General features: G+C 66.2%; 10 protein-coding genes and 1 tRNA gene. 3 read left to right on the forward strand and 8 right to left on the reverse strand.

Features of this window, described 5'->3' with window-relative positions; translation table 11 throughout:
- Position 1: 1 nt before the first annotated feature.
- The 3 genes from ASG77_RS06040 to ASG77_RS06050 all read right to left on the reverse strand — a co-directional run bounded on the left by ASG77_RS06040 (position 2) and on the right by ASG77_RS06050 (position 2,450).
- On the reverse strand, positions 2-739 hold the full coding sequence (locus tag ASG77_RS06040) for an ABC transporter ATP-binding protein (protein WP_056342534.1): 738 nt from the start codon (positions 737-739) through the stop codon (positions 2-4).
- A complete protein-coding gene (locus tag ASG77_RS06045) occupies positions 736-1,347 on the reverse strand; it encodes a PadR family transcriptional regulator (RefSeq protein WP_056342537.1) in 612 nt (203 codons plus the stop codon). The genes ASG77_RS06040 and ASG77_RS06045 overlap by 4 nt, the downstream gene beginning before the upstream one ends.
- Positions 1,348-1,466: 119 nt before the next feature.
- Positions 1,467-2,450: an NAD(P)H-quinone oxidoreductase gene (locus ASG77_RS06050; protein WP_056342539.1), complete on the reverse strand. Its 984-nt coding sequence runs from the start codon at positions 2,448-2,450 to the stop codon at positions 1,467-1,469.
- A 109-nt stretch (positions 2,451-2,559) separates the two neighbouring features.
- On the opposite strand from ASG77_RS06050, the gene ASG77_RS06055 reads away from it, so the two are divergent.
- The 3 genes from ASG77_RS06055 to ASG77_RS06065 all read left to right on the forward strand — a co-directional run bounded on the left by ASG77_RS06055 (position 2,560) and on the right by ASG77_RS06065 (position 8,350).
- Positions 2,560-2,647 (forward strand) — tRNA-Ser (locus ASG77_RS06055).
- Between the two features lie 146 nt (positions 2,648-2,793).
- A complete protein-coding gene (locus tag ASG77_RS06060; protein ID WP_056342543.1) occupies positions 2,794-3,561 on the forward strand; it encodes a VOC family protein in 768 nt (255 codons plus the stop codon).
- Positions 3,562-3,799: 238 nt separating this feature from the next.
- Positions 3,800-8,350, forward strand: a complete 4,551-nt coding sequence (locus tag ASG77_RS06065) for an ExeM/NucH family extracellular endonuclease (RefSeq protein ID WP_056342546.1) — start codon at positions 3,800-3,802, stop codon at positions 8,348-8,350.
- Positions 8,351-8,437: 87 nt separating this feature from the next.
- Here ASG77_RS06065 and ASG77_RS06070 read toward each other — a convergent pair whose 3' ends face one another.
- Genes ASG77_RS06070 through ASG77_RS06090 form a run of 5 tightly spaced genes read right to left on the reverse strand, consistent with a single transcriptional unit; the run spans position 8,438 to position 13,718 of the window.
- Positions 8,438-9,802, reverse strand: coding sequence for an LLM class flavin-dependent oxidoreductase (locus ASG77_RS06070; RefSeq protein ID WP_442854232.1), 1,365 nt, complete (start codon positions 9,800-9,802; stop codon positions 8,438-8,440).
- Positions 9,799-10,761, reverse strand: coding sequence for a TauD/TfdA dioxygenase family protein (locus tag ASG77_RS06075; protein WP_056342551.1), 963 nt, complete (start codon positions 10,759-10,761; stop codon positions 9,799-9,801). Before ASG77_RS06075 ends, ASG77_RS06070 begins: the two co-directional genes overlap by 4 nt.
- 60 nt (positions 10,762-10,821) lie before the next feature.
- Entirely contained in the window at positions 10,822-11,754 is a 933-nt protein-coding gene (locus tag ASG77_RS06080; protein ID WP_056342554.1) for an ABC transporter permease, read from the reverse strand.
- Positions 11,754-12,638 (reverse strand): ABC transporter ATP-binding protein, encoded by an 885-nt coding sequence (locus tag ASG77_RS06085; protein ID WP_056342556.1) that lies wholly within the window; start codon positions 12,636-12,638, stop codon positions 11,754-11,756. Before ASG77_RS06085 ends, ASG77_RS06080 begins: the two co-directional genes overlap by 1 nt.
- A gap of 3 nt (positions 12,639-12,641) precedes the next feature.
- Positions 12,642-13,718, reverse strand: a complete 1,077-nt coding sequence (locus ASG77_RS06090; protein ID WP_056342558.1) for an ABC transporter substrate-binding protein — start codon at positions 13,716-13,718, stop codon at positions 12,642-12,644.
- Positions 13,719-14,052: the final 334 nt, after the last annotated feature.

Raw genomic sequence — 14,052 nt, forward strand, 5'->3', positions numbered from 1 at the left:
GTCAGTTGCCAGCCTGCGCGAAGAGCATGGCGGGATCGTGCATGGCAACTGCCTGGTCCACGATCCGGCCGTCCCGGAGGAACACCACCCGGTCAGCCCACGCGGCATGCCGGGCCTCATGGGTCACCAGCATCACGGCCGCACCGGCATCGGCACGTCCGCGAAGCACCTCCATAACGCCATGGCCGGTGGTGGAATCCAGGGCTCCCGTGGGTTCGTCGGCCAGGATCAGCCGGCGGTCGCCCACGATGGCCCGCGCGATGGCCACCCGCTGCTGCTGTCCGCCGGACATCTGGTCCATAAAGCGGTCCGCGAGTTCCGGGATGCCCACCTGCCGCAGCGCATCGAGGGCCTGGCGTTGCGCCTTCCTGGTGGCCGTCCCATCCAGCTCCAGCGGCAGCGCCACGTTCTCGGCAGCCGTCAGGGTGGGGACAAGGTTGAAGTCCTGGAAGACGTAGCCGACGGCGCGGCGGCGCAACCGGGCGAGTTCGTTCAGTCCCAGCCCGCCCAGGGGTGTCGATTCCACAAAGACACCGCCCGACGTCGGCCGGTCAAGTCCCCCGGCCAGCGCCAGGAGGGAGGACTTCCCGGAACCTGACGGACCCATCACGGCGACGAACTCGCCGGCCCTGATACTCAGGTCTATCTCGCGCAACGCGGCGACCGCCGTCGCGCCTTCACCGAACGTCCTGCTGACCCTGGCGAGTTCCAGGACCTGCTGCGGCCCCTGGACGCTCATCGGCGGATGTCCGCGATGAGCGGGGCAGCCTCTTCCACAGTGACCCCGTTGGACGATTTGCGTGGTGAGGCCTGGCCTGCGGCCTGCGCCTGCTGCAGCATCCGGGCCTCGCAAAGATCCAGCCAGCGGACCTCCGCTTCCGTCTGGAAGATCAGTGAATCCAGCACCAGCAGCCAGGCGGTATCCGCCGCCCGCTGGTTGGCGGCCGTGTCGCGCCGGGCCTTGGTGTAGTCCTGCAGCGCCCGGATGGACGCCACCCGCTGGGCCTGGATGATGGCCTGCACATCCACGCCCGGCAGCGTGACAGCGAGCGCCAGTTTGATGGCCAGCTCGTTCCGGGGCGGGTTGTTGCGCTCCACGGGGGCGGCAAACCAGTTCTGCACTTCCGCCTTGCCGGCGGCGGTGATGCTGTAGACCACGTGGCCTTCGCCGTCACTGCCGTCCTTGCTGACCAGGCCGTCGCGTTCCAGCCTGTCCAGCGTGGTGTATACCTGCCCGATGTTCAGGGGCCAGGTGGACCCGGTGCGGTTCTCGAATTCAACCCTGAGCTGGTAGCCGTAACGCGGCTGGTCCTGCAGCAGGGCAAGGAGGCTGTGGCGGATGGACATGATGCTCCTAGCGGTGGCGTCAGCGTCGGTATGCACGGACCCCAAGACCCGTGCATACCGCGTATAGAGTGAGGCTAACCCAGTCCGCGGCCCAAAGCAATACTCAGTATCTACCCGGCCTACATAACCAGCAGGACCTTGCCCACATGGTCGCCGCTGTCGAAGTACCGATGGGCGGCCGCAACCTGGTCCAGCGGGAAGGTCTTGGCCACCAGCGGGCGGATCCGGCCGTCCGTGATGAGGGGCCACACGGATTCGCGCACTGCGTTCATGATGGCGCCCTTTTCCGCCACCGGGCGTGGCCTCAGTGCCGTGGCAACCACTGCCGCACGCTTCCGCAGGAGCTGGCCAAGATCCAGTTCCCCCTTGGCCCCGCCCTGCAGGCCGATGACAACGAGCCGGCCGTAGTCAGCGAGCGCATCGACGTTCTGCGCCAGGTACTTGGCACCGACGACGTCGAGGATCACGTCGGCACCCTTGCCGCCGTTCTGCCGCCGCAGGCTGTCCGGAAAGTCCTCTTCGGTGTAGTTGATGGCGATGTCTGCTCCCAGGAACGCCTTCGCGGTCCCCACCTTTTCCGCGGTTCCCGCGGTGGTGGCCACCTTGGCGCCGAAGGCCTTGGCCATCTGGATGGCCATGGTGCCGATCCCGCCGGTGGCGCCGTGGATCAGGACCGTCTCGCCCGCCTGCAGCTGCGCCGTCATGATCAGATTGGAGTAGACCGTCGCTGCGACTTCCGGCAGCGACGCAGCGGTGACCACATCAACGCCGTCGGGAATCCTCAGGACCTGTTCCGCCGGCACCGCAACCTGCTCCGCGTAGCCTCCGCCGGACAGCAGAGCCACCACTTTGTCACCCACGGAGAACGCTTTGGTGACGCCCGGACCGAAGCCCGCGATCCGCCCGGAGACTTCCAGCCCGGGGATCTCGGAGGCGCCGGGCGGAGGAGGGTAGTAGCCCCTGCGCTGCTGCACGTCCGCGCGGTTCAGGCCGGCGGCAACGACGTCGATCAATACCTCACCGTGCCCGGGCACCGGAGCGTCCACGTCGCGGACTTCCAGCACCTCCGGACCGCCAGGCTCTGATATGTAGACGGCTTTCATGGAGAACTCCCGTTTTCTAGCTGATTCGTGCCCCAGAACCAGTGTGCACCGGACGCACGGCAGACTCTGTTTTGTTGCAGCCAACTGCCTATGAAACACTACTCGTTAGGGAAGGTTGTCCGAGCGGCCGAAGGAGCTAGTCTTGAAAACTAGTGTGCGGTAACCCCGTACCAAGAGTTCGAATCTCTTACCTTCCGCGAATGAACCCCGGTACGCCACGTGATGGCGGGCCGGGGTTCTTCGTTTAACGGGCTCGCGGGCCGCCACACCGGAACCATTGAAACTGTCGGAGCCCGAACATAGGGTCGTTCCTGTTGCCACCCATCGACAGAAAGAGCTCACCATGCCTGCACCCGAGATCACCCCCGGCGCACCCTGCTGGATCGACCTCATGACCTCAGACATCACCAAAGCCCGCGAGTTCTACGGCGAACTCTTCGGCTGGGAGTACGAGACCGGCGACGAGGAGAAGTACGGCGGCTACACCACCGCACGCAAGAACGGCAAGACCGTGGCCGGGCTCATGCAGAAGGATGAGGGCCAGGCCGGCATGCCGGACGTTTGGTCCACATACCTCCGCTCGGACGACGCCGAGGCCACCGCCTCCGCCGTCACGGCCAACGGCGGCCAGGTTCACATGCCGCCCATGGATGTTCCGGAGCAGGGCCACATGGCCATCTTCGGCGACGCCGCCGGCGCGGCCGTCGGCGTGTGGCAGCCGCGCGAAATGAAAGGGTACGAGCTCGTGGCCGAGCCCGGCACGGCCGCGTGGCACGAGCTCCACACCAAGGACTACGACGCCGCCGTGAAGTTCTACCAGGACGTGTTTGGCTGGGAAACTTCTGTCTTGAGCGATACGCCCGAATTCCGGTACACCACCCTGGGTGCCGGGGACTCCGCCAAGGCAGGCATCATGGACGCCTCCGGCTACCTGCCGGCTGAGGTTCCCTCCAATTGGCAGGTCTACTTCAACGTCGAAGATGCGGACGCGTCGATTGAGAAGGCCGTTTCGCTCGGAGCCACCGTGGTCGACGGCCCGGACGATTCCCCGTTCGGGCGCCTCGCCACCCTGACCGACCCCACTGGAGCCATGTTCAAGATCGTTGCATAAGTAAATTCCTTCGACGAAATACCGGCCGGCAGCTTCCCTTGAAGCTACCGGCCGGTATTGTTTTGCCCCACGGACGTTTCGCCAAATGCACCCACCATCAATCCTGCGTTCATTCGGCGCTGCTTTGCTGTGCCGGACACCACCTGATCACGCGTGTTGTCCGGCCATTGTCCGTAGGTACTACCCGGACACACTCCATCGGGTCCCCTACCGGGACACCCCTATGAAAGTAGAGCGGATGCACCATTCACCTTGGAAATTAGCGCTGGGAACAGCGTTGTCCGCGGGGCTCATCGCCACACCGCTGGCAGCGGTCCCCGCCTTCGCCATCGACGCAGCTCCGGCCGGCACTTCACCCGTTGTTATCAACGAGGCCTACCTGAGCGGCGGCAGTGCCGGCGCAGCGTACAAGAGTAAGTTCGTTGAGCTCTACAACACCTCCGACGCCGCGGTCTCCCTGGACGGCTGGTCAGTCCAGTACCGTTCAGGCACGGGAACCGCGGCGCCCACCAGCGTGGCTGCCCTCTCCGGTTCCATCCCTGCCAAGGGCCACTACCTCATCCAGGGCGGCAGCAACGGCACCAACGGCGCCGTCCTCCCGGCGCCGGACGTCGTGGCGACCTCCCTGAACTTCAGCGGCTCCGCCGGAACCATCATCCTGGCGAAGCAGGCCACCGCCGCCACGCTCACCACCGGCTCGGCTATTGAACCGGCCGGGGTGGCGGACCTCCTCGGCTACGGTTCCTCCAACACCTTTGAAACCCAAGCCGCCGTGGCGCCCGCCGGTAACACCGACGTCAAGAGCCTTAACCGCAGCGCAGGGACGGACACCAACAGCAACCGTGCAGACTTCACGCTGAACGCCGCCATCACGCCGACGGCGGCGGGCGGCACCGTGGATCCTGATCCGGACCCAACGCCGGACCCCGATCCAACCCCCGACCCTGTACCCGGCACCAAAACGATTGCGGAAATCCAGGGCACCGGTACGGCCAGTCCGCTGGCCGGCACGGCCGTGACAACGCGCGGAAAAGTCACCGCGGCCTTCCCCACCGGCGGTTTCGCCGGCTACTACGTCCAGACCCCCGGAACCGGTGGCGACCTCACCCCGGCCGGCCACACGGCGTCGGACGCTGTTTTTGTCTATTCCCCTGCCACCGCAGGGTCCGTGCAGCTCGGCGACTTCGTGGAGGTCACCGGCACGGTTTCCGAGTTCTTCGGCATGACCCAGGTCAGCGTGGCGGACGCCGCGGGGCTGACCAAACTGACCGACGCCGCCCCCGAGGTGAAGGCCACCGCCTTCACGCTACCGGCAGCCGAATCCTTCCGCGAGGCACTCGAGGGCATGCTGCTGGCACCGCAAGGGCCGGTCACAGTCACCGACAACTACTCGCTGAACCAGTACGGCGAAATCGGGCTCTCGGGCGGGACCACCACGCTGGTGCAGCCCACCGCCGTGGCGCGTTACGGCTCTGCCGAATACCAGGCCGCCGTGGCGGACAACGCAGCCCGCGGCATCAAGCTCGACGACGGATCCACCACCAATTTCCTCAGGGACGCCAGCACCAAAGCCCAGGTCCTGCCGTACCTGACCGCGACGGACCCGGTCCGGGTGGGCTCGCCGGTGACATTCGCTACCAATGTGGTGCTCAGCTACGCCAACAACGCCTGGAAATTCCAGCCGCTGACCCACCTCACCGAGGCCAACAAAGGCACGGTCCAGCCGGCCAGCTTCGGCGCCACCCGGACCGAGGCTCCCGCCAGCGTGGGCGGCAACCTGAAGATCGCTTCCTTCAACGTGCTCAACTACTTCCCCACCACTGGCGACACGCTTACGGGCTGTTCGTACTACAAGGACCGCGACGGGAACCCCATCACGGTCCAGGGCGGCTGCGACGCGCGCGGCGCCGCAAACGCGGAGAACTTCCTCCGCCAGCAGGCCAAGATCGTCGCCGCGATCACCAAGTCCGGCGCCGACGTGGTGTCCCTGATGGAAATTGAAAACTCCGCCCAGTTCGGCAAGGACCGCGACGACGCCCTGGCCAAACTGGTGGACGCCCTCAACATCGCAACGCCCGGCATCTGGGACTACGTGCGGACACCCGCCAACGTTCCCCCGCTGGCTGACGAGGACATAATCCGCACCGCGTTCATTTTCAAGAAGGCCGTGGCCGAGCCTGTGGGCGAGTCCGTCATCCACAACGACACCGTCGCGTTCGCCAACGCCCGCAAACCGCTGGCGCAGGTTTTCAAGCCCGTGGGCGCGGGGGACGACAAGAACTTCATCGCCATCGCCAACCACTTCAAGTCCAAGGGTTCGGCAGCAACGCCGGATGACACGGACAAGGGCCAGGGCGCGTCCAACCTCGCCCGCACCGCCCAGGCCAAGTCGCTCCTGGACTTCGCCGCCGGGCTGCAGGCAACAAAGGGCACGGACAAGGTTTTCCTGACCGCCGACTTCAACTCCTACGCCCAGGAAGACCCGATGAATGTCTTCACGGACGCCGGCTACGTCAACCAGGACGGCAAAGCGAAGAACGCCGACGGCTCGGCGAAGCACTCCTACCTCTTCGGCGGCCTGGTGGGTTCGCTGGACCACATCCTGGCCTCCCCAGGCGCTGATGCAGTGGTCACCGGCGCGGACATCTGGAACATCAACTCCGTCGAGTCCGTGGCGCTGGAGTACAGCAGGTATAACAACAATGTGACCAACTACTATGCGCCGGACCAGTACCGCGCCAGCGACCACGATCCTGTGGTGGTGGGCCTGGACCTGCCTGCCGGCCCGGTCACGCCGGCCAGTGTTGAGCTGAACTTCCTGGGCATTAACGATTTCCACGGCCGCATCGACACCAACACGGTGCTGTTCGCCGGCACCATCGAGAAGCTGCGCGCCGCCGCACCCGGAGCCACGGCCTTCCTGTCGGCCGGCGACAACATCGGCGCGTCGCTGTTCGCCTCGGCTGTTGCCAAGGACCAGCCCACCATCGACGTGCTGAACGCGCTGGAGCTGGACGCTTCCGCCGTGGGCAACCACGAGTTCGACGGCGGCTGGGCGGACCTGCGCGACCGCGTCATCGCGGGCGGCGCCAACGCCACGTTCCCGCTGCTCGGGGCGAACGTCTACAGGAAGGGAACCACCGAACCGGTCCTGCCCGAATTCACGGTGCTGGACATGGACGGTGTGAAGGTTGCCGTCATCGGCACCGTCACCCAGGAAGTCCCGTCCCTGGTGACACCGGCCGGCATCACCGAACTTGACTTCGGCGATCCCGTGGACGCCATCAACCGCGTGGCAGCCAAGATCACGGCGGAGAAACTCGCCGACGTGATCATCGCGGAAAACCACGACGGCGCCGGGTCGGGGACGCCGGACGGCGCCACCCTCGAGCAGGAAGTGGCAGCGGGCGGCCCGTTCGCGAAGCTGGTCACCGAAACCTCCCCCGAGGTGGACGCGATCTTCACCGGCCACACGCACAAGGAATACGCCTGGGACGCACCCATCCCCGGGGCCGACGGCCAGACCCGTCCGATTGTCCAGACCGGCAACTACGGCGAGAACATCGGCCAGATCCAGCTCACCGTGGACACGGCCACCAAGGAAGTAACCGTTTCCAAGGCCGGGAACGTCAAGCGGACCACGGATGCCGCCGCAGGCCTGGTCGCCGCCTACCCGCGGGTTGCAGCGGTTGATGCCATTGTGAAGAAGGCCCTGGCCGACGCAGCCGCGATCGGCAACCAGCCGGTCGGCGCGCTGACCGCCGATATCACCACGGCGTTCAGCCCGGATCCCGCAGGCGGGCCGGCCAAGCGCGATGACCGTGCCAGCGAGTCGACGCTGGGCAACCTGGTGGCCGACTCACTGCTGGAGTCGCTCCAGCCTGCCGAGCTGGGCGGCGCGGAAATCGGCGTCGTCAATCCCGGCGGCCTCCGCAACGAGCTGTACTACGCCCCGGACGGCACCATCACGTACGCGGAGGCCAACTCGGTCCTGCCGTTTGTGAACAACCTGTGGACCACGTCCCTGACCGGCGCGCAGTTCAAGGCGCTCCTGGAGCAGCAGTGGCAGACCAACGCCGACGGCACGGTCCCCAGCCGCGCCTACCAGCAGCTGGGCCTGTCCAAGAACGTCAATTACACCTACGACGCCACCCGCGCCGCCGGTGACCGGATCACCTCCATCCGTGTGGCCGGTGCCTTGATCGATCCGGCGAAGTCCTACCGGATCGGGACGTTCAGCTTCCTGGCCACCGGTGGCGACAACTTCCGGGTCTTCAAGGACGGAACCGGGACCAAGGATTCGGGTCTGGTGGATCGGGACGCCTGGATCACTTACCTGCAGGCGCACAACCCCGTGGTGCCGGACTTCGCCCGGCGGATGGTGGCCGTTGTGAACACCACGGCCACGGAGGTCAAGGCCGGGGATGCCATCACCCTGGCGGTTTCCAAACTGGACCTTACATCGCTGGGCAGCCCGGTGAATACCTCCCTGACTGCGGTGTTCAGCGACAGCACCGGGACTGTGACGGGCCTTGGCACGGTGCCGGTTTCGGCTGGCGCCGCCGCCGTGAATCTCGCCGTTCCTGCCGGCGCTGCTGCGGGGGCAGGAACTTTGGTGCTCACGGCCGCCGAGTCCGGCACCGTGGTGAAGGCCGCTGTCCAGGTTGCCGGCGGACCGGTTCCGCCGGTCTGCACGGCACCGGTACCGCCCACCAGGTGGTACGACATCCTGGGCTGGATCCGCTACGGCATCGCCTGGATCCAGTACCAGCAGTGCCTGCGCGGCTAGCAGCAGACCAGCGTTAAACAGAGGTGCCCCTCCCTGACTGAATCAGTTGGGGAGGGGCACTTTTGCGTTAATGCATCAGCCTGGGTGTCAGACGGGCTGCGGCACTCTTTCTGGGACCTCGGCAAAGGAGTTGGCCGGGACGGCCAGGCCAAAGTGCTCGCGGAGCGTGCGCCCCGTGTATTCACGCCGGAACAGCCCGCGGTCCTGGAGGATGGGAACCACCTGGTCCACAAAGATGTCCAGGCCGGAGGGCAGCACGGGCGGCATGATGTTGAAGCCGTCCGCGGCGCCGGCCTGGAACCAATGCTGGATGGCATCGGCCACCTGCTCCGGTGTTCCCGCGAAGGTACGGTGCCCGCGGCCGCCGCCAAGCCGCCCGATGAGCTGCCGGACAGTCAGGTGTTCGCTGCGGGCGAGGTTCACGATCAAGGTGTAACGGCTCTTGGCACCCTCGATCTCGTCCTCCGACGGGAGGTCGGCCGGCAGCTGGCCGTCCAGTTTCAGGGATTCCGGCGAGACCCGCAGCAGGTTGGCCAATTGCCGCACCGCGTGCTCCGGCAGGATCAGCTCATCCAGCTCCCGCTCCAGCTTGAGGGCCTCGGCCTCCGTGGCGCCGATGACCGGAACGATGCCCGGCAGGATCTTGATGGACTGCGGGTCCCGGCCCGCCGCCGTCGTCCGTCTTTTCAGGTCGGCGTAGAAGTCCTGGGCAGCCGACAGCGTCTGGTGCGCCGTGAAGACCGCCTCCGCGTACCGCGCCGCGAAGTCCTTGCCGTTCTCCGAGGAACCGGCCTGGACAATGACCGGGTGCCCCTGGACGGACCTGGGCACATCCAGGCCGCCCTCCACCAGGAAATGCCGGCCCTGGTGGTTCACCGGATGGACCCGCGAGCTGTCGGCCCACACACCTGCGTCCTTGTCCGCCACCACGGCGTCGTCCTCCCAGCTGTCCCAGAGCTTCTTGGCCACATCCAGGAATTCCGCCGCCCGCTCGTACCGCTGCGAGTGGGCGGGCTGGCCGGCGAGCGAGAAGTTCCTGGCGGCCGCGTCCCCCGCCGTGGTCACCACGTTCCAGCCCGCCCTGCCGCCGCTGATGTGGTCCACGGAGGCGAACCGCCGCGCCAGGTTGTAGGGCTCGTTGTAGGTTGTGGACGCGGTGGCGATCAGCCCGATCCGTTCCGTGACGGCGGCGATGGCGGCGAGCAGCACGGTGGGCTCGAGGCTGCCGTAGGGCCGCTGGGCCACGTTTCCGTGCAGCACCGGAGAGTCGGCGAAGAAGATCGAGTCCAGCTTGCCGCGCTCTGCCGTCTGGGCCAGCCGCTGGAAGTGGGCAACGTCCGTGCCGGCGAAGCTGTTGCTCTCCGGCAGGCGCCATGACGCCTCGTGGTGGCCGGTGCTCATGAGGAAGGCGTTCAGGTGCAGCTGCCTGGCGCCGCCAAGCTGCGCGCTCACGGCCGGGCTCCGGCAGCATCGAGAACCCTCGCAGTTTCAGGAACGACGACGGTCTCGGAGTAGGCGGACGAGTCGCCCTTGATGGAGGTGCTGCTGCGTCCGTCGACGCCGCGGGGAAGGTCGCCGGCGATGGTCACGCGGTTGAGCTGGCGGGGCTGGCCGTCGTAGTTGTCCGGGGCGTAGTGCTGGGTGATGCGGTTATCGAACAGCACCAGCTGGTCCGGCTCCCAGTTCACGCGCACCACGTTCTCCGGGCGGGTGATGTAGGCCTGCAGGAGCCGCAGGATGTCCTTGGACTCCGTGTTGGACAGGCCAACGATCCGCAGCCGCTGCGCGAAGCCCCCAATGAACAATCCGCGCTCGCCGGTCAGCGGGTGGACCCGCACTACGGGGTGGGCGGATTCGAAGTGGATCCTGGTGAACTCCTTGCGCCGTTCGTCGGCGTTGGCGTGTTCCAGGTTCTTGGGCACGGAGTAGTCGTAGTCGTTGGTGTGGATGGCCCAGAGGGTGTCGGCGAAGTTCCGCAGTTCCTCCGGCAGGTCCTGGTAGGCACCGGCCGAGGACGCGATCAGGGTTTCCCCGCCGTAGCCCGGCAGGGTGATGCTGCGCAGGGTGGAGGCCTGCGGCGGGTTCACCACGAAGGTGACGTCGGTGTGCCAGTTGTTGGCGCTGCCGTTTTCGCTGTCCACGGGCAGGACTGCAGGCTTTCCGTCCACGGAGGCCACTGTGGGGTGGGCCTTGGTGAGCGGACCGAAGCGGCTGGCGAACCGCACCTGGTCTTCGTCAGTGCGGATGTTCGCTTCCCGGAAGACCAGGGCCTTGTGCGTGTTCAGGGCGGCCCGGAGCTGCGCCACGGTGTCCGGGGACAGGTCTGCGCTGAGGTCCAGGCCGCGGATTTCGGCGCCGATGCGGGAGCTGAGCTTGGTGAACTGGAGTTTGGTTTCGGTGATGACAGTCATGGTGCTTCCTTTGCAGTTCAAAGTTTTGTGTTTGTTGGTTCAGAGGTGGCGGCTGGGCGCTCAGGTGTCGGAGCCGACGGCGGTGCGCCAGCGGGAGAAGTGCCGTTCCAGTGCCACGAGTACGGTGTTGACCAGCAGGCCCACGACGGAGACGGTCAGGATGCCGGCGTACATGTCCGGGATCAGGAAGCTGCTCTGCGCGTTGACGATCAGGTAGCCGAGCCCGGCTTTGGCGCCCACCATCTCGGCCGCGATGAGCACCAGGATGGACGAGGTTCCGGCCATCCTGATGCCGGTGAAGATCGTGGGGACCGCCGACGGCAGGATCACCTTCTGGAAGAGCCGGAAGCTGTTCAGCCCCAGGGATTTCGCGGCCCGGATCAGCAGCGGGTCCACGGTCCGGACGCCGGCGATGGTGTTCAGCAGGACCGGGAAGAACGCGGCGTAGGCCACGATGGTGATCTTCGATTCCTCCCCGATGCCCAGCAGCAGGGTGAACACCGGCAGCAGGGCCAGCGTTGCCGTGTTGCGGAAAAGCTCCAGCAGCGGGTTCAGGAACGAATTCAGCCAGCCGTACCACGCGATCAGGAGCCCCAGGACAACGGCGGACACCACGGCGATGCCAAAACCGGACACCGAGCGGGTCAGGCTGGCCTGCAGATGGCTCTGCAGCTGTCCGTTCTCCAGGAGTTTGGCCCCCGCTGCCAGCACCTCATGCAGCGGCGGCAGGAACACCCGCGTGGCCGGGCTGGCCAGGTACAGCGGACCCACTTCCCACAGTGCCAGGAACAGGACAACGGCGAGCGATTTCCAGCCAGCCCGCCCCGCATTGCGGGCTGCGGCACCCAACCTGGCTGCCGGCGTCGGGCGTTGTCCGCGTTCCGAACCGGACGCTCCGGAGGGTCCGGAGGGTCCGGGCTGCGGTATTCCGGGCTGCAGTGAAGGGTCGACGGCGGCAGCCGCCTCTTGCGGTCGGGTCAACACAGTGCTCATCAGGCCGCACTCCTTTCGAGGGGTTGTTCATCGGGGGCGGTGCCGTCCGGGAGGATCTTCCGGTGGCCGGAGGTCTGGGCCCGGCGGACTTCGTCATGCAGCAGGGACCAGACCTGGTGCCGGTGTTCCACAAAAGCCGGATGCGAGCGGATGTCCGCGTCGCCGTCGCGGTCGGGGATGTTGATGTCCACGATTTCCTTGAGCCTGCCGGGGCGGGCACTGAGTACCGCCACCCGCTGGCCGAGGTAGACCGCCTCGTCGATCCCGTGGGTGATGAACACGATGGTTTTGCCCGTGGCCTTCCAGATCCGCAGGAGCTCGTCCTGGAGCTGCTCACGGGTCTGGGCGTCCAGGGCGGCGAAGGGCTCATCCATCAACAGAACGTCCGGCTCATAGGCGAGGCTTCTGGCGATGGCCACGCGCTGCTTCATACCGCCGGACAGTTCATGCGGGTAGCGGTCCTCGAACCCGGCAAGGCCCACCAGGTCGAGGAACTCGCTGGCCTTCGCCGCCCTTTCCTTCTTGGACAGGCCTGTGTTCTCGATGCCGATGGAGACGTTGGCCGACGCCGTGCGCCAGGGGAACAGCGCGTACTGCTGGAAGACGACGGCCCTGTCCTGGCCGGGCCCGGTCACTTCCTTGCCGTCCACCAGGACCTTCCCCGAGGTAGGGCGCGAAAGGCCGGCCAGCAGGTCCAGGAGCGTGGTCTTTCCGGAGCCGCTGGGGCCAACCAGCGTGAGGAATTCGCCTGCGGCCACATCCAGGCTGAGGTCATCCAAGGCGGTGAGGACGGACGCTTCCGTCCTGGTGTTTTTGCCCGCCCCTTTGCCCGGCCGGACGGTGAATTCCTTGGTGACGTTTCTGAGACTGATCTTGGGTGTCATCTTCTATCCTTTCGAGGTTGCTGCCGGTGCAGGGGTTTCCAGCAGGTTGAACTCATTGGTATAGAGCTTCTTGGTGTCCAGGTCGCCGGTGATGATTCCCGCGGACGTCAGGTAATCGGCCCAGCGGGTGAAGTCCCTGTCCTGGAGCCGGCCGCCCGGCGATGCCACTCCCACGCTCTTCCAGTACTTCAGCGCCTCTGTGCTCTCGTTGCGGCCGCGCTTGGCGATGATTTCCTCGAACTTGGCGATCACCTGTTCCCGCGGGGTAGTGCGCTCCCACTCGATGGCCTTGGCGATTCCGGTGACCACCGTGCGGCTGGTTTCCGGGTTCTTGGCCAGGAAGTCCTTCCGCAGGACGTACTGGCCGGCATCGAACGGGCCGCCGATCACCCCGACGTCGGTGAACAGGGCCCGTACGCCGCCCTCGGCGAGCGCCCGGTCCTGGAGCACCCCGCCGAGTGTGCCGACGTCGACCTGTTTCTTGCGGAGGGCCACTTCGGTTTCGTTCGGCGGCACCACCACCAGCTGGACCTGCTTGATCTCCTCCGGGGTCAGTCCGCTGTTCTTCAGGTGGGTGTTGATGATCGCTTCGTGGTGGGCGCCCAGGGTGTTCACGGCAACCTTTTTGCCGATCAGGTCCCGGGCCGTCTTGATGGGGCTGCCCTCTTCCACGTAGTAGCCGGTGAACGTTTCCTTGTCCTCGCCGTAGTAGTTGATGACGGCCTGGACGGGCGCGCCGGCTTCGATGAGCTTGATGACGGCACCGGTAAACGCTCCCCCGATGTCGGTCTGGTCGGTGGCCACGGACTGGATGCTCTGCGGCCCACTGGTGGTGTTGCTGATCCATTCGAGCTTGACGTCGCCCAGGTAGCCGAGGTCCTCGGCCACTTCCACCAGGGCCACGGTGTTGGGCGAACCCTGGTACCGGATGGTTTTTACTTCGGCGCCGCTGCCTCCGGACTGGGCTGTCGCTGCGCCGCCACAACCCGTCAGCACCAGCGACAGCGCCATGGCTGCGGCGACGGCGGCCACAGTGCCTGCAGCGGGGGCGGTTCGTGCGGATGGCTTTCGGAATTTCATGGCTGAATCTTTCTGCACTGGAGGTGTGGAACCGGTGATGCTGGTCCAGGCCGGCTGGCTTGTGGCAACCACTAGAACAGAGAAGAACGGGCGGCAAAAGGGCGGCGTTCACAGCGGGAAACCGCACGTCACGGCGGTCCATGGGGCGTAGCACGGGGCAATCCGGACGCAGGGGGCAACGCCGCGTCATCCACCACAACAGGGCGCAACAATGCGCCCTGTTTCAAGGCTTTGGGACGTCATCAACCGCAACGCCCGGACGCGGCGGCTCAATATTCCCCGAGTTTTTGTCCACATATTCGTCTTTACGAGCCCCCAGGCCGTTTATCTGGAC

Origin of the sequence: Arthrobacter sp. Soil762 (assembly GCF_001428335.1) — a bacterium.
In the GTDB taxonomy this organism is placed as follows: domain Bacteria; phylum Actinomycetota; class Actinomycetes; order Actinomycetales; family Micrococcaceae; genus Arthrobacter.